The organism is Pseudomonas sp. FW305-28 (assembly GCF_017351395.1).
GTDB lineage: Bacteria > Pseudomonadota > Gammaproteobacteria > Pseudomonadales > Pseudomonadaceae > Aquipseudomonas > Aquipseudomonas fluorescens_AA.
In genome coordinates this window covers 1-21,352 of the sequence record NZ_JACNDD010000013.1, presented here as the reverse complement: position 1 = coordinate 21,352, position 21,352 = coordinate 1, and the positions used below count along the sequence as shown (strand labels likewise).

Below are 21,352 nucleotides of genomic sequence, written 5' to 3'. Positions count from 1 at the left end.
GGTCACCTGCCAGGCACACGACGCACATTCCATTGCGACAAACCGCACGATATAGACTTTTTATTTACAGGCTATTGATTGCCTCATTGGTCATTTACAACTCGGTCAGTACCGCGATGAACTCATCCACGTCTTGAGCGTTGTTCCTCCCATTGATGGAAACGCGCACAAAACGCTCATGCCCCTGCGCCAACATGAAGTACGGCGTATGCGATGCATATCCCGGCCAAGCGTTGATACCTCGGGCCCGCAGATAACTGACGAGTTCTGTCGCCGAACGACGCTCATGGGTGAACGCGATGATGCCCTGATGGTGAGTGCCCGGAGCAATCAAGTTGACACCGGGGGTCTCTGCCAGACGCCGGAACAGCACTCGATAGAGCTCGGACTCCGCCCCGTAGGCGCTCGACAGGCGCTCTTTGATCGCCTGGTTCAAACCCACTACGGCCGCGTTGTTACGCTCGGCATATTCAAAACAGCGGGCATCTCCCACCCCTCGCGTGACGACGCCGCTGACATCGACCGTGGCCCGGCCCAGGTCAGTGAAACGAGGCTGCGCGGTGGCCAGGAAACGCTCGGACAGGTAGGCAAACCCTGTTCCCCTTGGACCACACAGGAACTTTCTGCCGGCAGCCGTCAACACATCGCAGCCGGCGGCGCCCACGTCCAGCGCCAGCATGCCCGCCGATTGACAGGCATCGACAAAGTACCAGGCCGAGTAGTCGCGCAGGATATTCCCCACCGCCTCGATGTCATTCACGATGCCACAGCAAGAAGGGACATGGACGATCGAGACCAACTTGACCTCGGCGCTCATGTGCCGGGCCAGCCATTGCAGGTCGAGGTTGCCATCGGCCAGCAGCGGCATCACTTCAACCACCACCCCATGCAGGCGCTGCAATGTTGCAAGTGCGATCAAGTTGCCCGCGTATTCGTAGGGCGTGACCAGAACACGTGCGCCTTCGGACCAGGTCAATGCCTCCAGCGCGGTCACCCAAGCCTTGGTCGCCCCATCGAAAAGCGCCACGTTACGCACATCGGCGCCCAGCAGCCGGGCAATGTTTTCATAGACCTCAACGTCCAGCACAGGGGCGTAATTCAATTCGGTTTCATAAGCCCCCGACTCGAACTCGTCCTGCAGATAACGTTGCATCAGCTTCAGCGTCTCGGCAGACATCAGCCCCGAACCCGCCGTATTGAAGTGAATCATCAATCACCTCTCACGCCTTGAACCCAGGAAATAAAACAGACTGGCCACGACCACGCACATGGATAACAGGTAGAACACCGCCCAAGGTGCAAAGAGCGACAGGGCAACACCGCATAGCACCGGCCCCAGCGCGGCCCCCAGGTTGGACAGGTTTTGCGCACCGTAGTAAACGCCGCGCATATCCTCCGGGGCGATGTAATCGATGAACAGGTATTCCACCGGGATAATGATGATTTCACCCACGGTAAAAACGATCATGGCCAATACCCAGGCCAGCGGAGTCTGTGCGTAACAAAACCCCATCAGGCCCACCACGAAAAACAACATGCCCAGCATCAACATCCGGAACAGATTATTCTGGTTGATCCTGGAGCCGACCAGGTATTGCAAACCGATCACCACGCAAGCATTGGTGGTGACCAGATAGTTGATGATCTTGTAGGTGTTCTCCGGCGTGCTGGTCACGATCAGGTATTGCGACAAATAGGCCGTGAACTGACCGAACACGACAGCGCTGAGAACGCCTCCGATCGTAAAACACACCAGCTTGTAGTTACGCACCAAATGGACCAGCACGCGGGCAAAATCATGATTCGGCCGCTCTACGCCTTCTCCACGAGGAAGCCGTGCCCCCATCCCGCTGTACAACACGACAAAAGCCACCCCGATCAAGGCCGAGACCGCAAACGGCAGGCCGGGACTGATTTTCGCGCACAGCACACCCAGGAAAGGGCCGATGGCATAACCGACGTTGGTCAGCGTGTACTTCATGGAAAACACGCTCGCCCGCTTGTCCACCGTCACCAGGAAACCTATGCCTGATTTCACCGCGATGTCGATCACCGCATAGGCGAGGTTGACCACCACGATAGCGATGATGAACGGCACCAGGCTGGCCACCTGATAAGCCACGGCAAACGCCAGGGCAAACAGCGTGGCGGCACCGAGCAGGATCCGGTAGTTGGAAAACCGGTCCACCAGAAAACCGCCGTAGACACCCAGGATGGAGCTGACGATCAGCGCGCCGCCCACCACAAGACCGATATCGGTGACCCCCAGGCCAAAGGCCTGGGAGAAATAAACCACCAGATAAGGCAAGGCCAGGGCCCGGGCAACGGTCAGGATGAACGTCGCCGACAGCAGCAGAACCACGGGCCGGGTATACACCTTGAATCCACCCTGCACCGCCAGCTCTCCCGACACGTCTTTCATGACAACATTTCCCTGTACACGCCGGGTTCGTCCTCGCGCAGCAACTCGATGCTCTTCTGAATGGCTGCACGGTCACGGTCGAGAATGAACACGTGGCCCGGGCAGTTCTCCAGGGAAACGGTTTCCTTGAGCGCCCCTTCGTCCTGAATCTTGATGCTGTGTACGCCCGGGATCGCTTTCCACCGGGCGAGGTCTGGCGCACGCTTGATGGGCCCGGCCTGTCGAGCGATCAGGAACACGCAGCTGGAATGGAAATAAAGCTTGTTTCTCGGGCGCTGCCGGTAATCGAGAAAGGCCTGGGGGTTGATCAACGAATCGATCCACAGGCTCAACTGGTTATGCCCCAAGGCCCGGGTATAGGCCGACAGGTCGATGCCGCCCGGCATGCGTGCCGCGGTTTCAAGCAACACCGGTTCGTCGTCGACAATCATCAGTTCGCTGTGACCGACACCCTGCTGGATACCCAGTGCATCGAGCACGGAAAAAATGTATTGCGACAGGCGACGGTAGACGTCGGCATTGTCCACCGGGCACATCAGCTGGTTGTAGTCGTGCACGGGCGAATCGCCAATCCGAGTGCGGTACACCCGGATGATTTCGCTGACATAGTGCTGGCCGTCGACACTCACGGTATTGACGCAGTATTCGATGTCCACGTCCGTGGATTTACTCGCCGACAACTCCGAGTTGAAATCCGAATTGTCCAGATACTGCTGGACCAGGATTTCCTCGTTGCTTTCAAGGAACAGGTTCTGGCTCGACTTGATGACCTCGAAGGCCTGTTCGACTTCGCGTTCCTGCGTACAGATATGAATATTGTCGGATCCGGCACTTTTGATCGGCTTCAACACCACCGGCAGGATGCGTTGTTCTTTTACCCACTCCAGAATCGCTGCCAGCGAATCCGACTTGAAATGCTTGATCGAGCGCACACCCGCCCGCTGCAAGGCTTCATGCATTTCGAACTTGTCGCGCCAGCGAACAGCGTGCGCCGGATCATTGCGGCGAGGGATATCGAACAGGCCCGCCAGATGCGCAGCCAGCTCAACGCCAAACTCGCAGCCGGCCAGCACGAACTGCACCGAGTAATCGGATAATGCCTGCTGCAGCTCGGCGTCAGAGTGATAGAGAACGTCCTGGATAAAGTCGGCCGGCCGGAGCCAGGACTTGTAGAAGGCGTTGACATTGGCGGTGGAACGCACGTGCACGCATTCGAATCCACGGGAAATAAAGGCGGGCGCGATGAGGCTGCCGATCGAATAGGCATCCACGATCAGCACAATGTTTTTCTTATAGATCACTTGATCGTCTCCGGGGCACGGCTGAGTTCGCGGACGGTAGCCTTGATAATCCCGGCGGCTTTATGAATATCGTCGCGGCTGATGTTGAGATGCGGCATGAAGCGCATTTCCCTGGCGTTATAAGGCAAGCCCCCCACCCCTTTCTGACGCAGAAGAGCGGCGAACTGCACCGGCGCGACACCCAGCGCGGAAATGTCCAGGGTGACCATGTTCGTGCCCTTGTAGCGCGCAGGCGCCTCGTCGATGTCATTGAGCAACTGGTGCAGCAACGCCGCGTGCTCATGGTCGTCGGCCAACCGCTCGACGTGGTTTTGCATCGCATAAAGCCCGGCCGCCGCCATCATGCCGGCCTGGTGCAAATCACCACCGAACCATTTGCGATATTTTTTGGCGCGCAGTATCAGTTCTTGCGAACCCACCATGATCGAACCGATCGGCGCCCCCAATCCCTTCGACAGGCACATGGAAAGCAGATCAGCGTTGTCGGTGTATGAAGTCACATCGATACCGGAGGCAATCGACGCATGGAGAATGCGTGCGCCATCGAGATAACGATAGGCACCGATATCCTTGGCGTAAGCAAAGACATCGTTCATTTGTTGCAGCGGAAAGATGTCCCCGCCTTTGCAGCCGAGGGTGTTTTCGATCACCACCACCCGCGGCAAGGCATAGTTCTGACTCCAGCGGCATTTGGAGGCGTGGAGTTTTTCCAGGTCAGCGACGTCGAACAGGCCGTTGTCGTGGTTGGACAGCGAAAAGTTGACCCCTGAAAAAGCCGACGTCGAGGCCGACTCATAGAAATTGATGTGGTACGAAGCGTCGAGGAATATCTCGTCGCCCGGGTTCGTCAGTGCCTTGATCGCCAACTGGTTGCTCAAGGTGCCGCCCGAGGTGAACAGCGCCGCTTCCTTCTGGAAGTAATTGGCGCAGTACTCCTCCAGTGCCCGCACCGTCGGGTCTTCACCGAAGCAGTCATCACCCACTTCAGCCTGATAAATCGCCTTGCGCATGCCTTCCGTTGGCTTGGTTACCGTGTCGCTTCTCAGATCGATAAACATAAATTGCTCCGTTAGTAACCTGCGCCAAAGACGATGCGAGAGGGATCGTAGAAGTCAGCGAGGGACTCCAGGACGTTTTCAGGCGACTCGGCGAGCCGATGCAGAAAATGCAGGTACCAGCTGTCGCCATAAACCGCCGCGATACGACAGACCAGCCCGGCCTCCTTGGCTTTACGCAACGTCTCGGGTTGCACACCGTGGAGCATTTCCAGTTCCTGGATCTGCGAGTGGTAACCCTGCTCGAAAATGCGCTTGATCAGGTTGGGGTCCTGCGTCGCGCAACTGACCGCGATGTTGGCCTCGAGAAGTTCGGCGAGTAATGTCAAATAGCGCTCATCCAGTTCTGTACCACGGGGGAGGGCTATTTCACGCGCTTCGTTATATACACCTTTAACCAATCGAATCTTACGACCATACCCAATGATTGCGGGTAAATCATCAAGCGTTCTATGCAAGTGCGCCTGTACTGTTAGACCAATATTGGAATGATCGGGCGCCAGTTGGGAATAAACTTCGAGGATCTTATCGACCGCCGAAGAATGCTCCATGCTAATCATCACGGAAATATTATGTTCTGCGGCAGCAGACAGGATAGTGGCGGCGTTGCGATAGGCCGTTTCCTGGGAAATGAGCATGCCCACGGCACTTAGATCAAACCCCAATTGCGGTGTTAGTCCGGCCTTGGCGAACGTCTGGATAGACTTCAGGTATTCATCGACGAAGGCCTGCACCACGCGCGGATCATGGTTCTCCTCGCCGACATACTCAACGCCGAGTCGATAGCCTTTGTCGTGGAGTAATTGGAGTTTTCCAGCGAGCTCTTCTCGATCGGAAGAGACGATATAGCGGTGGGCCGCTTGCTCGAATAACTTGAAGAACAACGAGTCTTTGCTGAAGGCGTCACGACATTCTTGATTGAGCGCCAACTTTTTAAGGGCAGCAGATATAAGTACGCACGTATCCTGCGAAGGCATGGGTATCGCTCCTTGATAATGATTGCTCGTCCTGAGCGCCGAGTATTGTGCAACGATTTTTTTCTGTCAAGGCTCCACAACTATAACAACTCGTTATCACTCACAACGTTTCATATATATGAAACCACAGACACTCAAGACAATTTCATACTAACTATCGTTTATTACAGCTTCACGGCAAATCTCGCCCAGCCAGCTTATTTCCCAGGCCAGCGAAGCGAGCGGCTTGAACAGGAGATTGTGTGGCGAGGGAGCTTGCTCCCTCGCTCATTGCACGCTTATTGCGGCTTGCGATAGCTGTTAACAATCGCCGAAAAATCCTTGCCGCCCTCGCCCCGCTGGCTCATCGCCTGGTACAACTGCTGCGCCACCGCCCCCAACACCACCGGCTGATGGGCCTGCCGCGCGGCTTCGGTCGCCAGGCCAAGGTCCTTGAGCATCAGGTCGGCGCCAAAGCCACCCGTGTAGCCACGGGACGCCGGCGCCGTTTCGATCACGCCCGGCCACGGGTTGTAGGTGTCCGAACTCCAGCAACGACCCGTCGAGCTGTTGATGATCCCGGCCAGCACCTGGGTGTCGATCCCCAAGGCATCGCCCAGCGCCATGGCCTCGCTGACGCCCACCATGGAAATGCCCAGCAGCAGGTTGTTGCAGATCTTGGCGATCTGCCCGGTGCCGACTTCGCCACAGTGCACGATGTTACGGCCCATTTGCGCCAACACCGGTTGCAAGGTGGCGAACAACTCAGCCGTGGCGCCGACCATGAAGGTCAACGTACCCGCCGCCGCACCGCCGGTGCCGCCCGAAACGGGCGCATCGGCCATCGCCACCCCTTGTTTCGCAGCGGCAGCCGCCACGTCGCGAGCGGTCTGTGGATCGATGGTGCTGCAATCCACCGCCGGCGTGCCAGCGGCGATACCGGCCAGCACACCGTCCTCACCCAGCCAGACGCTACGCACATGGGCGGCGGCCGGCAGCATGGTGATCACCAGCCCGGCGCCCTGGGCCGCGTCGCGAGGCGAGGCACTGACGGTGCCGCCCAATGCCGCCAGCTCGGCCAGCACCGTCTGGTTCAGGTCGAACAGGTTCAGCGAATGGCCGGCCTTGAGCAGGTTGCGCGCCATGGGGGCGCCCATGTTGCCCAGGCCGATAAATGCGATGTTCATGTCCGGCTCCTTAACGCAAATTGATGGTGGTGTTCACACCGTCATTGACGCTGTCATCATCGAACCAGCGCGCGGTCACGGTCTTGGTCTGAGTGTAGAACTGCACCACTTGTTTGCCGTACGGGCCGAGGTCGCCGAGTTTCGAACCACGGGAACCGGTGAAGCTGAAGAACGGCACCGGCACCGGGATCGGGATGTTGATGCCCACCTGGCCAACGTCGATTTCGCTCTGGAATTTGCGCGCCGCCGCACCGCTCTGGGTGAACAGGCCGGTGCCGTTGCCGAATGGGTTGGCGTTGACCAGGGCAATCGCCTGATCCAGGGTGTCGACTTCCAGCACCACCAGCACTGGGCCGAAGATTTCCTCGGTGTAGATGCGCATCTCGGTGGTCACGCCGGAAAACAGGGTCGGACCGACAAAATTGCCCTGCTCGAAGCCCGGCACGCTGATGCCACGGCCATCGAGCTCCAGCTTCGCGCCTTCCTTCACGCCGCTCTCGATCAACTCGAGAATCCGCGCCTTGGCCCGCTTGGAAATCACCGGACCAACGTCGGTGCCCGGCTCACTGCCGGCGTTGACCTTGAGCTTCTGCGCCAGGGCCTTGAGCTCCGGCAACCATTGTTTGGCCGCGCCCACCAGCACCACCACGGAGGTGGCCATGCAGCGCTGGCCAGCCGCGCCAAAACCGGCGCCGACCAGGGCGTTGAGAGTCTGCTCACGATTGGCATCGGGCAACACCACCGCGTGGTTCTTGGCCCCCATCATCGACTGCACGCGCTTGCCATGGCGACCCGCCAGGTCATACACGTGGGTGCCGACCGCCGTCGAACCGACGAAGGAAACCGCCTTGATGTCCTTGTGGGTGCAGAGCGCATCCACCACGTCCTTGCCGCCGTGCACCACGTTGAGCACACCCGCCGGCACGCCGGCCTCGATGGCCAGTTCCACCAGCAGCATGGTCGACAGCGGATCCTGTTCCGACGGCTTGAGCACAAAGGTGTTGCCGCAGGCGATGGCCATCGGGAACATCCACAGCGGAATCATCGCCGGGAAGTTGAACGGCGTAATGCCCGCGCACACCCCGATCGGTTGGCGCAGCGTGTAGGTGTCCACGCCACCGGCGACGTTCTCGGCAAACTCGCCCATCTGCAGGGTGCCGATGGAACAGGCGTGCTCGACCACTTCCAGGCCGCGGAAAATATCGCCCTCGGCGTCAGCGATGGTCTTGCCCTGTTCGGCGCTGAGCACCGCGGCGATGCGCTTGGAATGTTCGCGGATCAACGCCTGGAGCTTGAGCATGATGCGCATCCGCGCACCGATGGGCGTCAGTTTCCAGGTCTGGAACGCACGCTGGGCAGCGGCGATGGCGGCATCGACTTCCGACGCCGTAGCGAATGGAACCTTCGCCAACACCTGTTGGGTAGCCGGGTTGACGATGTCGTGCCATTCGCTGGATTGGGATTCAACCCATTCGCCATCGATCAGCAGTCTGACGGTTTGCAGGGTGGTGTCGCTGGGCGTAAGGGAAACGTTCATGCTGGCCTCCGGGATTGTTCTTATAGAGAGCGCTGGTTCAGCAAAGACCAAGGTGCACGGGCACGCATGGTGATGAGACGGTTTTTGGAGTATAGATGTGCAAACTTCTAATAAGAATGCACATAAAAGCCGGTCCATCATGCAAAAAAACATCACCTCCCTGGGGTCGCTGAATTGGGACGACCTCAAGTTTTTCCTCGAAGTGGCCCGCACCCGCAAGGCCAGCACGGCCGCCAAGCGCCTGGCCGTCGACTACACCACGGTGTCGCGACGCATCAGCTCGCTGGAAGCCTCGCTGGGCACGCTGCTGTTCGAGAAATCCCGGACCAACGGTTTTGTCCTGACAGCTGAAGGCCAGCGCCTGCTGGGGTACGCCGAATCGATCGAAAGCACCCTGCACATGGCCTGCGAACAGGTCTCAGGCTCTGGCGTCGCGCTGTCCGGCCATGTACGCATGGGCTGCACCGAAGGCTTCGGCAGCTTCTTCATCACCCCGCAACTGAGCCATTTCGTCGACGCCTACCCGGCCATTTCGGTGGACATCCTGCCGCTGCCGCACTTCATCAGCCTTTCCAAGCGCGAAGCCGACATCGTCATCGCCCTCGAACGCCCCGAACATGGCCCCTATGTGTGCTGCAAATTGTGCGACTACCGGCTGCAGCTCTATGCCACCCAGCCCTACCTGGACAATCACCCACCGATCCAGCGCCCGGCCGACCTGGGCAAGCATTCGTTCATCAGCTACGTGGATGACCTGGCGTTCAGTTCCGAATTGCTCTACCTGGCCAACGTCCTGCCCGGTGCCAACGCCCACCTGCGCAGCACCAGCGTGATCGCGCAATTCGTGGCCGCGCAGCAAGGGCGCTCGCTGGCGATCCTGCCCTGCTTCCTCGCCGCCCAGGACCCACGGCTATTGCCGGTGCTGCCGGAGGAAATCACTGTCACCCGGCAGTTCTGGATGTACTGCCGGGAAGACCTGCGCAAGCTCAAACGAATTACGTTGTTGTGGGATTACATCCGCGAGGTGACTGAACAGAATCAACCATTGTTGATGGGTGAAAGCCGGGAGATGGTGTTCGCCGACTAGTCGGCGATGACCACGATGGCGACGCGGCGGTTTTCGGTGCGGCCGCTGGGTGTGTCATTGGAGGCGACCGGGTTGCTGCTGCCCAGGCCGCGCAGCTGGACGTTTTCTTCGCGCATGCCAACGCTTGTCAGCACCTTGCTCACGCTGGCAGCCCGGCGCATCGACAGTTGTTCGTTGTAAGCCTGGGAGCCCGAGGCGTCGGTATGACCATCGACGCGTACGCGCTCGATGCCCGCGCCCAGCAACGCCTTGCCGATGCGCTCGACGATTTCGGTACTGGCCGGGTTGAGATTTTCCATATCGCTGCCGAACAACACCTTGCCCGACAAACCGAAGGCCCAGCCATCGTCGGTCAATTCGAAGCCTTGTTGCTTGAGTACGGCAATTTGCGCCGGGGTCAGGCCTTTCGGCGGTGCCGTCTGGCAACCACTCAGCGCCAGGATGGCAAGCAAGAACAGCGCCGCGAACCAGCGCAGGGAAAATTGAGGGTATGAACGCACGAGTCAGCTCCTGGTTTGAAAATCAGCGACGGAGTGATCCGACCCCGCCGTATGTTGACCGCCTCGAGCGAGGCGTTTGGCTTGGTACATTGCCGCGTCGGCGGCATGGAGCAAGGTGCCCGGTGTGTCACCATGATCCGGGTAGACGGCAATGCCGATACTGAGGGAGGTCAGCACGGAGGCGTTGCCGGGTAATTGAATCGGCATCTCCATGCTGGCGATGATTTTTTCAGCGATCCGCTCGGCATCCTCGGCCTTGTGCAGGGGCGCCAGCAGCACGGCGAATTCATCGCCCCCCAGGCGCGCGACCAAATCATCCTCGCGCAACTGGGCCCGAACCCGGGTCGCCACGGCCGTCAGCACCGCATCACCGGCGGCGTGACCGAAGTTGTCATTGATGCCCTTGAACCGGTCGCTGTCCAGGTACAGCACGGCCACTTGCTCGTTGAGCTTGCCGGCATTGCGCAAGGCGCGAATCAGTCGGCCTTCGAAAAACGCCCGGTTCGGCAAACCGGTCAGGCTGTCGTGGCTGGCCTGGTGCGCCAGGGTTTCGTTTTCGCTTTGCAGGTGGGTCTGCCAGGACTCCAGTTCATCGAGCAATGCGTTGAAGTCATTGGCCAGGTTATCCAGTTCAGCAATGGCGGCCGGTGGCACGCGTCGGTCCAGGGCTCGCTCGCTGCGTGCCGCGTGGGCCACCTCGGCCAGGCTGCGCAGCGGCCCGATGATCGCACGCAACTGGCGCCGCGCCAGATAAAGCGCCACCCAGGCACTGACCGCCGTGCACAGGATGATCCCCGCCAGGCCGCTGAGCAAAAAGCGCAACAGGCTACCGCCATGCCCCGCCAACACGATACGGCCGATATTCTGTCCTTGATGAACGATCGGCAGGCTGATGGGTTTTTCCAGGAAGGCCTTGGCAATGTGAACTTCCAGCTCCGACAACAGGCCGGTTTGCGGTCGCTGCCAGCGCGCCAACAGACGGCCATGTTCATTCAACACCTGGGCATCGGCGACTTCCTCGGTGGAGGCGATCAAGGCCAGTGCTTCGGTGGCCGCAGCCGAATCATCGAAGACCACGGCCGCTTCCACGGTGTAGTTGATCGAACGGGCGATCAAATGCAGGTTGTGATCGGCGTAGACCCGCAATGCCAGCAGGCCGAGCAAGGTCAAGGAAGCACTGGCCATGGTGATGGCCACCAGCGCGACGATCAGATGGCCACGACCGATGACCGAGCCCAGGGTGGGACGGACCCTTGGTTTGCGCTGTTTCATGGCGTCGCCGGCCTGCGACGGGAAAGCTGCAGCACACTTGGATGGATGCGCACACCACTGCGCGCCACAGAGTCGAGGTTGACCTCGAAAGACACTTGTTCATCGCCGACTCGCAGACAGAACAGGCTCCCCACGGTGCACTGGTCGCCGCCTTCGCTGATGCTCAGCACTGGCTTGCCGATCAAGGACGCAAACAAACGGGTGTGCTCATCGTTGGTCAGCCTGCCGACGTAGACCGCGTTACAGGCGGTGGCGATATCAGGATGATCGGCCAGCAGCCGCTGCACCGTCACCGGCCGCCCCGTGGCCTGGGTGGTGCCCTTGACCAGATCGTCGGTGTATTGGGTAGGCCCGACGATGCACAGCTGCAGTTGGGTAGGCTCCACGGGCCAACGGGCGTAGCTGAGAATGCCCAATACCACCTGGGTCACCGCTTCAGCCCGCTGCTCGGCCTGGGTCGTGGTGACTTGCTCCTGGGCCATCGCGACAGGCAGCAGCAGACACAAAAGGCCGGCCAGCAGAAAATGCCCCCGCCCCTTGCTGCGCACTGCCTCCCGTACAGGCACTTTCATGGAGAATCTCTTGATCCAGACGATAAGTGCCGGAACGATAGCACAGTGCCCAAAAGCCAGCGAGGCCGCGTGTTACGTAGACTTCGGAGCGAAACAGGCAAAATTGCCGTGGGGCATGAACCATTAAAAGCTGATGATTCAGTCAGCCGGCTCCAACTCCAGCATCAACCCGCTCAAGCGCTTGACCTTGCGCCGGACCGCCTCCTCGAAAATGCCCACTCGCGGTTCGATCAGACTGAACCATTGCTTGCCCCGGGTAATGGCGGTGTACACCAGTTCCTTGGTCAAGACCGGGTTGAGCGCATCCGGAAGGATCAACGCGGTATGGGTGAATTCCGAACCCTGGGATTTGTGCACCGTCATGGCATACACGGTTTCCACGTCATTGAGTCGGCTGGGCAGGACGAAACGCACACCGCCCTGGCCGTCATTACGCGGGAAAGCGACCCGCAGGACCTGTTTGCCGGCATCGGGCCCGTCACGCTCGGGCAGCTTGAGGGCAATGCCGATATCGCCATTCATCAACCCCAGCCCATAGTCATTACGGGTCATCAGTACCGGGCGTCCTTCGTACCACTGGTGATCGCTATCGATAAGGCGAGCCTTGAGCAATGCCGCGGTGATCCGTTGGTTCAACCCTTCAACGCCCCACGGGCCTTTACGCACCGCGCAAAGCAATTGGAATTCGTCGAAGGCCGCCAGTACCTCCCGAGCCCACTCGGCCCAACAACCGTCTTCCAAGGGACGAGAAATGGCCGGGCGACGCTGCCGCAACAGGCTCAGGTAATGCCGATACCCCTGGGGCCCTTCTGGCTTGCCGTCGAGCAGCAGCTTTTCCAGCTTGGTGTCGTGCTCACTCGCCAGTTTCAGGGAGGACAGATCGGCATATTGCCCTTGCTCCAGCAACTGACGGGCTTTTTCAGGCTGTTGCTGGTTGACCCAGCGAGCCAGTTGACCGATCCCACTGCCTTCGCCGAAGCGTCGGGAATGCCTGAGCATCACCACTTGCTGCGCCAGGGGATGAGTGCCGTCGAGGTCTTGCCGCAGGTCACTGGCCGCCAGGTTCTCACCACTGACCGACTCAAGCCAGGCTCGGGTCCGGGGGCTGTACCAACCGTCCTCGGCGTCTCGACACAAATCCCCCAGCACCGCACCGGCCTCTACAGAAGCCAGCTGGTCCTTGTCCCCCAGCAACACCAACCGTGCATGGGCCGGCAGTGCATCCAGCAGATTGGCCATCATCTCCAGGTCGATCATCGACGCCTCATCGACCACCAGCACATCCAGCGGCAAGCGATTGCCGGCATGGTGACGAAAATGCCGGGTGCCGGGACGGCTGCCCAGCAAACGATGGACTGTCGTGACGTCGCACGGAATGCGTTCGCGCACAGCCTCATCCACGTCCAGGGTCCGGACCTGCTGGCTGATGGACTCGGTCAGGCGCGCCGCCGCCTTGCCGGTGGGCGCAGCCAGGCGAATCCGCAGCGGCTTCCCGGCCTCGACAGCCGGAGCCTGCAACAACGCCAGCAGGCGCACAACGGTGGTGGTCTTGCCGGTCCCCGGGCCGCCGGTCACGATACTGAAGGCTCCGCGAGTCGCCAGCGCGCAGGCCAGCTTCTGCCAATCGATCGGGCCGTTGGCATCGGCCGGTCCGAACAGCCCGTCCAAACGCTCGCGCAGGTCACCAGGCGCCGCTTCATGGTCAATCAGCCGTTGGCGCAACGCCTCGTCGATCCGTCGTTCATAACCCCAGTAGCGGCGCAGATAAAGACGCTTGCCAGACAGCACCAACGGACGTTGCTGCGCCTCTTCGCTCTCATCCGCAGCCAGGGCCACCAGACGACTGGCCGCCAGGGCCTTGCACCAATGGGTGCCGTCCAGTGTCTGCAATATTTGCGAGGGCAACAGCATCACGCCTGGCTGCAGGTCGCCCTCGGGAGGCAGCGACAGGGCGAAGTCCGGCTCCTTGAGGGTCTCGAACACATCCAGGCAAACATGCCCGTGGCCCAGTTGGTGACTGGTCAGCGCAGCGGCGAGCAGGACCAAGGGATCATCGTCCGGCGCCAGTTCATGGAGGAGCGCCACGAATGCCTTGTCCAGGGCGCGCAACCAGCCGCGCTCGACCCAGCGCGTCAGTAACAACAGCAGGTCCTGGGCACGGCTCAAGGGGGCCAGGCCAACCGGGCTCTCGTCGTCGGACGCCTTGGGCAGCAGGTCGGCAAAGGAACGACTCATAGCAGTTCTCCCTGTACCCACGCCGGCTCGGCCTTGGGTTCGGGCGCGCCCTGGAACAGCCGATCCAGTTGTTCGATCAAGGCCCGTGGCGGCTTGGTGAAATACACGCCCTGGCTGGTCGAGCGGGTGCCGCGAAGGAACAGGTAGAGCGCGCCGCCGACATGCTGGTCATAGTCGTAACCAGGGAGTCGCGCCTTGAGCTGGCGATGCAGGGCCAACAGGTACAGCACGTATTGCAGGTCGTAGCGATGGTCCAGGATCGACTGTTCCATGGCCTGTACGGTGTAGGCCATGTCATCGACACCCAGCCAGTTGGATTTGTAATCGGCCACGTAATACCGACCGTCGTGCTCGAACGTCAAATCGATGAAGCCCTTGAACATGCCGTTGAGCAGCACCGGTTCCGCCGCGACACGGGCCACACCGCCATGGGTGAACCGGCAAACCAGTTGATCAAGCTTTTGCACATCGACCTTGTGGCTGGCGAACCAGAACTCCATCTCGACCTGGAACCGGGTCAGTTGTTCGAGCACCACCGGCGCCTGGTCGTTGCCGACGGGCATGGGTATTTTGATCAGGTGCTGCAGCCAGTCGCTCAATGTGATGATCCAACCTTTCCAGCCTCGGCGATTGCAGCGTCGGGCAATGGCATCCTCGATATCCGTCGGCGCAGATGAAAAACCTTCCCCGGCGGCCCACTCCAAGAGACCATGAAGGAAAGTGCCGGGACCGGGGCCACGGGGAAACCGGTGAATATCGCCACCGAGGGCGATGGTCTCCCTGGGAGCGTCCGGGTCCAGTCGCTCATCGTCGAACAACTTCTGGGCTTGCGGATTCTCTGGCGCGGTATCGCTGCCTTCGCTCAGGCTTTCGCCGATGCGCAGGGCGCTGTAAGACGCGATCCACCAATTTTCGCTGGCTTTTCGCAAGGGCACCAAGGGTTCGAGCAACACAGCGTCATTGCGCGGCGGCCGGTAGCGCTCGTCGGTGGCTTCGGGCACTGGCTGGCAACTCACCGCGACACTGCCTTGTTGCAGGTCTTCCAGCCAACGCCTCAACTCCACCGACTCGGCCAACGGCACGCCGCCGCCCAACAGATAACCCAGTGCGGACACATGCAGGATCGAGCTGTTGTTGTTGCCCCGCTTGAGGTCTGCCACACCCAGCCAGCAGGCATGTTGTGCACGGGTCAGTGCCACGTAGAGCAGCCGCAGGTCCTCGGCCAGACGCTCGTCATCGGCCTTGGCGATCAGTTCGGCGGTGGGCTTGAGGCTGATCTGCGCCTTGTTGGCCTCATCGTGGTAATGCAACGGCAATCGACTGCCATCCACCGGTTTCGTCGAACAGATGAAGGGCAAGAAAACCAACGGATATTCAAGCCCCTTGGACTTGTGGATCGTGACCACCTTGACCAACTGCTCATCGCTTTCCAGGCGCAGTATCTGCTCTTCCCCCGCCTGCCCGGACAAGGCCAGGTGCTCGGACAAATGCCGGATCAAGGCTTGTTCGCCATCCAGTTCACCGGCGGCCTGCTGCAACAGTTCGCAAAGGTGCAGCAAGTTGGTCAGCACCCGCTCGCCATCGCTACGCGCCATCAAGGCCTGGGGCAGTTCGAAATCATGCAGCAGGCGGCGCAACATCGGCAGCACGCCCTGGCTGCGCCAGACCGAACGATAACCACGAAACTGCATGACCCGGGCTTCCCAAGCCAGCTCATCCTGATTGAGGCGCTCCAGCTCCGTCAGCGGCAAGTTCAACGTGATGCTGGCCAGCGCTGCCCGTAGCGGTCGCTCCACATCCGGCTCGGCGCAGGCCTTGAGCCAGGTCAGCAAATCCCGCGCCTCTTGCGATGCGAAGACCGAATCCTTGTCGGACAGATAGACACTGCGCACGCCCCGCGCGGACAACTCGCCTCGCACGGCCTGCGCTTCTTTACCGTCGCGCACCAGGATGGCGATATCCGCCGGGCGCAACCCGCGCAGCGTTTCGCCATCGACCGTGAAACCGTCGCGTCCCGACTGGCCACCGTTGAGCAATGCCGTGATCTCACTGGCGCAGGCGGCCGCCATGGCTTGCCGGTACATCGCACCGGAAAGCGGCTGCTCCGACGGCAGGTGCCAGATATTCAGCGCCGCAACGGCCTGCCCTGCCACCTGCAAGGACTCCTTGCGCCCCTGGGACTCAACGGACAGGAACGGCACCGGGTTCTCACCCGAAGGTTCACGGAACAGAAAGGCACCGCGGCCCTTCGGACGGGACTCGGCCTTCTGGAAGACATGGTTTACCGCACCCACCATGGCATGGCTGGAACGGAAATTCGTGCCCAGCGTATGCAACCGGCCGGCGGTGGCCTGGCGAGCACGCAGGTAGGTGTAGATGTCGGCACCGCGAAAAGCGTAGATCGCCTGCTTAGGATCGCCGATCAGGAAAAGTCCGGTCTCAGTGTCGTTGTCTTCGATGCGGTAGATGCTTTCGAAGATCCGGTATTGAACCGGGTCGGTGTCCTGGAACTCATCGATCAGCGCCACCGGAAACTGCTCACGGATCAGGCTCGCCAGACGTTCGCCCCCGTCGGCCTGCAGCGCCGCGTCGAGACGCAGCAGCATGTCGTCGAAGCCCATTTCGGCGCGGCGACGTTTCTCGGCTTCGAAACGCGCCCCGACCCATTGCGCGGCATGCTGCAACACGGCGGCATCTGGCGTGGGCAACGCATCCAGGCTGGCCTTGAGACCGGCCATGGCGTCCAGCCCGGGATGGCTGGGCACTTCACCTTTCCAGGCTTCGGCCATGCCTTCGGGGGTCAGGCGCGTGAACCCGGTGCCGATGTCCAACAACTCAAGACTTTCGTCATCGACCCAGGCGGTGATTTTCTGAAACCACGGTTCGAAGTAACGCGCCTGCATCTTGCGCCCATCGACGGACTTGCTGGCGACGCCTTGCTGGCAGATTTCCAGCAGTTCCACGGCCCACTGTCGCCATGGCGCCTTGAGATCGAGCAAGGCAGCACTGCGCTCCTGCAGGGAGGCCGCGATGAGTTCGGCAGGCTCAAGCCCGTCACCGTCGTCACGCTCGCTGGAAAACAACCCCCTCACCCGTGGCAACAGCGCAGCCGGCCCTCCCCAATGGGTACGCACCCAATTCAGCGCCTCGCCTTGCATCGAATAGCAGAACAGCCGCCAGTAATCACGCAAGACCTCGCCCAGCAATTCGCTGTGGTCGGTTTCCAGGGTCTGGGTAAACAGGCTGCCGCTGTCGAAGGCATGCTCACGCAACATGCGCTGGCACCAGCTATGGATGGTCGAGACGGCCGCTTCGTCCATCCACTGGGCGGCGATGTCCAGCCGGTTCGCGCAGCCAGGCCATTGCTCGGCACTGAATTCATCGCGCAATGCAGCGATCAGTGAATCCGGGGCTGGAATCTCGTCGCGAAAGAAGCGTGCGGCTTCGGCCAGACGGGTACGAATTCGCTCACGTAACTCCTTGGTGGCAGCGTCCGTAAAGGTCACCACCAGGATTTGCGGCGGAAGCAGTTCGCGGCCAAAACCGGACACCGAACCGCCATGCCCCAGCACCAGACGCAGGTACAGCGCCGAAATGGTGAAGGTCTTGCCGGTACCGGCGCTGGCCTCGATCAGTTGGCTGCCTCGTAGCGGAAAAGCCAGGGCCAATGGTGTCTGCCGACTCATGAACGGGCCTCCTCGCCGGCCGATGAACGCCATGGGGCTTCGAGCAAGGGCCGATAAAGCGCATCGCACCAGTCGGGGAATGTTTCATCAGCCATCAAGGCCGTGAAATCCGGAAACTGTCGAGCCAAGGCCGGGTTCTCCCGCCGTTCGCCTTCAAACGTCTGTCCATCGCCCTCATAGGCTTTGCGCGCCGCGGCTTCGGCCTTGAGTGGATCACTCTGGCCGAGCCAGGCGAAAGCCGTCTTCACGGCGATCGGCAGCGGCTGGCGCATACCGGTCTGCCAAGCCTGCAGCATGTCGCCCAACAACCTTCGTGCGACCGGCTCTTCGAAAGGTGCCAACAGCAAGCTGTCATCACTGGCCACCAGCGCTGTCGTCAACGACAAGCCGTTAGCGCAGGCCACGAGATGGTTGACCCAGGGCCGTATCAGGCGATGCCACTTTCGGGTCTTGGTGGAGCCGATGCTATTGGGTATAGCCGTGATGGCGAGGACCGCACCATCGGCGCGCTGGTGCAGGCCACTGAGCCATCCTTCGACACTCACGCCCTGCAAGTGCAGACTGACAGGCACGGCACTGGTCAGCGGTGTGGGCCATAACGCCAGAAGCCGTTGGTAACGCTGGAGCAGATCCGGCAAGGGCTCGATCAACTCACGCTGCATGCACTCTCCGAACCCGGCCATCGGTAACAGGCCGCTGTTCTGGAGTCTCTGGGCGTGGGCGGCCAGGGCCAGATCTGGCTGGTCCAGGCGTACCAGCGCAGCATCGAGCAGGCTGTCACTCAGGGTGTAGCGTTGCAGCGCATCGAGCACGAAAGGCTCGTCATCGGCCAGAGGCGCCTCGATGGCTTCGAAGAATACTTTCAGCCGCTGGCTGAAAAAATGGCGGACAGGATTGCGCAGGAAGTCCTGCAACTGACCGAGGCCCAAGGGTTCTTCCTGGACGTAAGGTGCCAGCACCTGGATTTTGTCAGTGTGATCGGAGGTGTCGTGGAGCATTCGCCATTCGCTGGCGTAACTGAACAGCTCGTCACCTTGATGGAAATAACGCGCACTGAACGGTTGCAGCGGATGCTCCTGGGTCAGGGCATCGAGAAGACTCTTGCTGTCATCGGCCAACCGCCAGCCACTGGCGAGATGATCGCGCAGTTGGCCGATCAACACCGATGCCGGTCGCTCACTGTTGTCGCGGATGCTGCGCCCCACCCAACTGACGTACAGCTTTTCCCGGGCCGAAAGCAGCGCTTCCAACAACAGGTAGCGGTCATCCTCACGGCGGGAACGATCGCCCGGACGATAATCGCCGCCCATCAGATCGAAGTCCAAGGGTGGCTGGGCTCGCGGGTAATCACCGTCATTCATTCCCAGCAGGCACACCAGCTTGAAGGGGATCGCACGCATTGGCATCAAGGTACAGAAGTTGACGGCGCCGGCCAGGAAGCGTTGGGACAGTCGCCCCTGATCCAGCCCGGCCAGCCATGCTTCACGTACCACCGTCAGCGGCAATTCATCTTGCAGCCCCACCGACTCACAGGTTTCCAGCCAGGTTTCACGCAAGTCTTCGAGTTGGGCCAGCAAATAGTCGTCATGTTCGTTGCTCGCCTGGAAAAACAGCTGCATCAGGTCGTGCAGGCGCGAACCCCATTGCTGCGGCGATGCCGGCTGGGTGAGCTCCTGATGAGCGACTTCCAGGGCATCCAGCAACGCAACCAGCGGACCGATCAATGCCGCATCCAGGCCGCCGATCTCGTCATAGGGCTCGATGCCGTCATAGGCCTGCGAACTGCCGACAGCGTACCCCAGCAACATGCGACGCAAGCCGAAACGCCAGCTGTTCTGCTCAAGCTCCGCAGGCAGCCCCAGCCCGGCACGGTGTTCGGCGCTCATCCCCCAGCGGATCCCCGCCCCTTCGATCCAGCGGTGCAATGTCGGCAGGTCGGCCTCATCGATGCCAAACCGTTCGCGCAACGCCGGGACATCCAGCAGATCGAGGATTTCGCTGACCGGGAAACGACTGTCCGGCAGCTTGAGCAAATGCTCGACGGCAATCAGCAATGGATCACGTCCACGCTGGCCCTGGTCAGTCAGCGTGAATGGAATGAAACGAGGGTCGCTCCGGTCGAGCTGGCCGAACACCGCGCGAATGTGCGGCGCATAACTGTCGATGTCCGGGACCATGACGATGATATCCCGTGGGCGCAGGGTCGGATCCGCACTGAAGTGGGCCAGCAACTGGTCATGGAGAATCTCGACTTCACGCTGGGCGCCGTGGGCCACATGAAAGCGGATCGAGCCATCTCGCTCCGTATCGACGACAGGCCAGTGCTCCCGGGTTTCGTTCAGGGGGCGTAGCTCCAGGATGTCATCCTGCAACTGACTGAGCAGGGTCGTAGGGGTCCCATCCGTAAACAGGTCGATTCGCCCATCGCGAAATACCGCGCGGTAGCTGTTGGGGTCGTCGTAGCTGTCGAGCAGGTTGATATAGTCGCGCCCCTGCTTGCCCCAGGCAGCCAATAACGGATGGGCATGTTGATGCAGGGTTTGCGGATCGAGGACGGCGGGCATGCCGGTCTTGCGAGCCTGACGCTTGTATTGGTGGCGCAGCAGATCCTTGTCGGCGACGATATCCGCCCAATGATGACGACACGGGTTATGCACGCAGAGCAGAACCTGGCTGAACCGGGAAAGACCGGCAAGCGCCTCGAGGACCTGGGCAGGCAACGAAGAAATACCGAATACGATGACCCGCGCCGGCAAGCCTTTCGGAGCGACTTCCAGGTTGTTGATACGCTCGATGTAGCGCTGGTGGACGCCGGCACGGCTTTGCGCCATGCCTTGTTCACCCACATCCAGCAACAAGGCTCGCCACAGCTCCGCTTGCCAGCAATTCGCCGGCGAGAGCGGCTTGATTTCGCCTCGGACATTTCGTGTCTGGTGTCGACCTTCAGCCCAATCCTCGAGCCAGTCGGCCCGGTACACCTGGTACTGGTCGAACAGATCGGCAAGGCGCTCGGACAGTTGATAGCGCTTGCGCAGGTCGGTGTCGTGGGTAAGGAATCGTCGCAAAGGTTCGAAATGAGGCTGCTCGATCAACTGCGGCAGCAGGCGCATCAGGCGCCAGGTCAGCGGAGCCTTGTCCAATAGGGACTTGGCCGGAATCTCGTCACGCCCCAGGACTGTTCGATACAGCTGCCACATGAAGCTGCCCGGCAGTTGCACATCAATGGCCGCCGCAATACCGCAGCCGCCGGAATCATCATCTTCCGGGTCTTCAGCCAGTGCGAGCTTGAGCCATTGGGCAATGCCGTTGCTTTGTACCAGGGCGATTTCATTTTCAAGGGGAGCCAGCGGGTAGCGCCGCATCAAGCTGATCACCAGGCTGCGCAACTCATCAAGGCGATTCCCGTGAACCACCATGAAAGCTGGGCTAAGGGACGTTGCGTCCGGCATGAAAGGCATCCTTGAAAATGCAAAAGCTAGGGCAGAACCTTAGCACTGTCGGGGGGCTGTGACAGCCGGGAGCTGTCCGAGCGTGTCGTAAGA

Annotated in this window: 14 protein-coding genes; 1 reads left to right on the top strand and 13 read right to left on the bottom strand. The window is 60.6% G+C overall.

The genetic code is table 11. The annotated features are described in order from the left end of the window. Positions 1-94 precede the first annotated feature (94 nt). The 7 genes from J4E53_RS05185 to J4E53_RS05155 form a co-directional block, all read right to left on the bottom strand. A complete protein-coding gene (locus tag J4E53_RS05185) occupies positions 95-1,210 on the bottom strand; it encodes an aminotransferase class V-fold PLP-dependent enzyme (RefSeq protein ID WP_103308758.1) in 1,116 nt (371 codons plus the stop codon). Positions 1,211-1,213: 3 nt separating this feature from the next. Then, entirely contained in the window at positions 1,214-2,395 is a 1,182-nt protein-coding gene (locus J4E53_RS05180) for an MFS transporter (protein WP_371919215.1), read from the bottom strand. 23 nt (positions 2,396-2,418) lie between these two features. Beyond that, positions 2,419-3,723 (bottom strand): hypothetical protein, encoded by a 1,305-nt coding sequence (locus J4E53_RS05175; RefSeq protein WP_103308760.1) that lies wholly within the window; start codon positions 3,721-3,723, stop codon positions 2,419-2,421. Then, positions 3,720-4,781 (bottom strand): low specificity L-threonine aldolase, encoded by a 1,062-nt coding sequence (locus tag J4E53_RS05170; RefSeq protein WP_060739290.1) that lies wholly within the window; start codon positions 4,779-4,781, stop codon positions 3,720-3,722. The genes J4E53_RS05175 and J4E53_RS05170 overlap by 4 nt, the downstream gene beginning before the upstream one ends. An 11-nt stretch (positions 4,782-4,792) precedes the next feature. Further along, entirely contained in the window at positions 4,793-5,755 is a 963-nt protein-coding gene (locus tag J4E53_RS05165; RefSeq protein WP_103308761.1) for a proline dehydrogenase family protein, read from the bottom strand. A gap of 278 nt (positions 5,756-6,033) precedes the next feature. Then, the gene (mmsB, locus tag J4E53_RS05160; RefSeq protein ID WP_103308762.1) at positions 6,034-6,921 is read right to left on the bottom strand and encodes a 3-hydroxyisobutyrate dehydrogenase; all 888 of its coding nucleotides are present in this window, start codon (positions 6,919-6,921) and stop codon (positions 6,034-6,036) included. Between the two features lie 10 nt (positions 6,922-6,931). After that, positions 6,932-8,458: a CoA-acylating methylmalonate-semialdehyde dehydrogenase gene (locus J4E53_RS05155; protein WP_092201974.1), complete on the bottom strand. Its 1,527-nt coding sequence runs from the start codon at positions 8,456-8,458 to the stop codon at positions 6,932-6,934. Positions 8,459-8,597: 139 nt separating this feature from the next. On the opposite strand from J4E53_RS05155, the gene J4E53_RS05150 reads away from it, so the two are divergent. Next, the gene (locus J4E53_RS05150) at positions 8,598-9,545 is read left to right on the top strand and encodes a LysR family transcriptional regulator (protein ID WP_103308763.1); all 948 of its coding nucleotides are present in this window, start codon (positions 8,598-8,600) and stop codon (positions 9,543-9,545) included. Here J4E53_RS05150 and J4E53_RS05145 read toward each other — a convergent pair. From J4E53_RS05145 to recC, 6 genes are all read right to left on the bottom strand, one after another. Next, complete coding sequence (locus J4E53_RS05145) at positions 9,542-10,045, bottom strand: OmpA family protein (RefSeq protein WP_060739298.1); 504 nt, start codon at positions 10,043-10,045, stop codon at positions 9,542-9,544. The two genes, J4E53_RS05150 and J4E53_RS05145, sit on opposite strands and share 4 nt — an antisense overlap. Before the next feature lie 3 nt (positions 10,046-10,048). Beyond that, positions 10,049-11,317 carry a diguanylate cyclase domain-containing protein gene (locus tag J4E53_RS05140; protein WP_060739299.1) on the bottom strand — a complete coding sequence of 423 codons (1,269 nt, stop codon included), beginning with the start codon at positions 11,315-11,317 and terminating at the stop codon, positions 10,049-10,051. Continuing rightward, a complete protein-coding gene (locus tag J4E53_RS05135) occupies positions 11,314-11,889 on the bottom strand; it encodes a YfiR family protein (RefSeq protein WP_092476378.1) in 576 nt (191 codons plus the stop codon). Before J4E53_RS05135 ends, J4E53_RS05140 begins: the two co-directional genes overlap by 4 nt. Before the next feature lie 138 nt (positions 11,890-12,027). Beyond that, positions 12,028-14,124: an exodeoxyribonuclease V subunit alpha gene (gene recD, locus J4E53_RS05130; RefSeq protein WP_103308764.1), complete on the bottom strand. Its 2,097-nt coding sequence runs from the start codon at positions 14,122-14,124 to the stop codon at positions 12,028-12,030. Beyond that, positions 14,121-17,810, bottom strand: coding sequence for an exodeoxyribonuclease V subunit beta (recB, locus tag J4E53_RS05125; RefSeq protein WP_103308765.1), 3,690 nt, complete (start codon positions 17,808-17,810; stop codon positions 14,121-14,123). Before recB ends, recD begins: the two co-directional genes overlap by 4 nt. After that, a complete protein-coding gene (recC, locus tag J4E53_RS05120; protein ID WP_103308766.1) occupies positions 17,807-21,259 on the bottom strand; it encodes an exodeoxyribonuclease V subunit gamma in 3,453 nt (1,150 codons plus the stop codon). The genes recB and recC overlap by 4 nt, the downstream gene beginning before the upstream one ends. Between the last annotated feature and the right edge of the window lie 93 nt (positions 21,260-21,352).

Excerpts from the sequence above, each read along its gene's own strand:
- J4E53_RS05155 (WP_092201974.1), bottom strand. The coding sequence starts at position 8,458 with ATGAACGTTTCCCTTACGCCCAGCGACACCACCCTGCAAACCGTCAGA.
- J4E53_RS05135 (WP_092476378.1), bottom strand. The coding sequence starts at position 11,889 with ATGAAAGTGCCTGTACGGGAGGCAGTGCGCAGCAAGGGGCGGGGGCAT.
- recC (WP_103308766.1), bottom strand. The coding sequence starts at position 21,259 with ATGCCGGACGCAACGTCCCTTAGCCCAGCTTTCATGGTGGTTCACGGG.
- J4E53_RS05140 (WP_060739299.1), bottom strand. The coding sequence starts at position 11,317 with ATGAAACAGCGCAAACCAAGGGTCCGTCCCACCCTGGGCTCGGTCATC.
- J4E53_RS05185 (WP_103308758.1), bottom strand. The coding sequence starts at position 1,210 with ATGATTCACTTCAATACGGCGGGTTCGGGGCTGATGTCTGCCGAGACG.
- J4E53_RS05170 (WP_060739290.1), bottom strand. The coding sequence starts at position 4,781 with ATGTTTATCGATCTGAGAAGCGACACGGTAACCAAGCCAACGGAAGGC.
- recD (WP_103308764.1), bottom strand. The coding sequence starts at position 14,124 with ATGAGTCGTTCCTTTGCCGACCTGCTGCCCAAGGCGTCCGACGACGAG.
- J4E53_RS05150 (WP_103308763.1), top strand. The coding sequence starts at position 8,598 with ATGCAAAAAAACATCACCTCCCTGGGGTCGCTGAATTGGGACGACCTC.
- mmsB (WP_103308762.1), bottom strand. The coding sequence starts at position 6,921 with ATGAACATCGCATTTATCGGCCTGGGCAACATGGGCGCCCCCATGGCG.
- recB (WP_103308765.1), bottom strand. The coding sequence starts at position 17,810 with ATGAGTCGGCAGACACCATTGGCCCTGGCTTTTCCGCTACGAGGCAGC.
- J4E53_RS05165 (WP_103308761.1), bottom strand. The coding sequence starts at position 5,755 with ATGCCTTCGCAGGATACGTGCGTACTTATATCTGCTGCCCTTAAAAAG.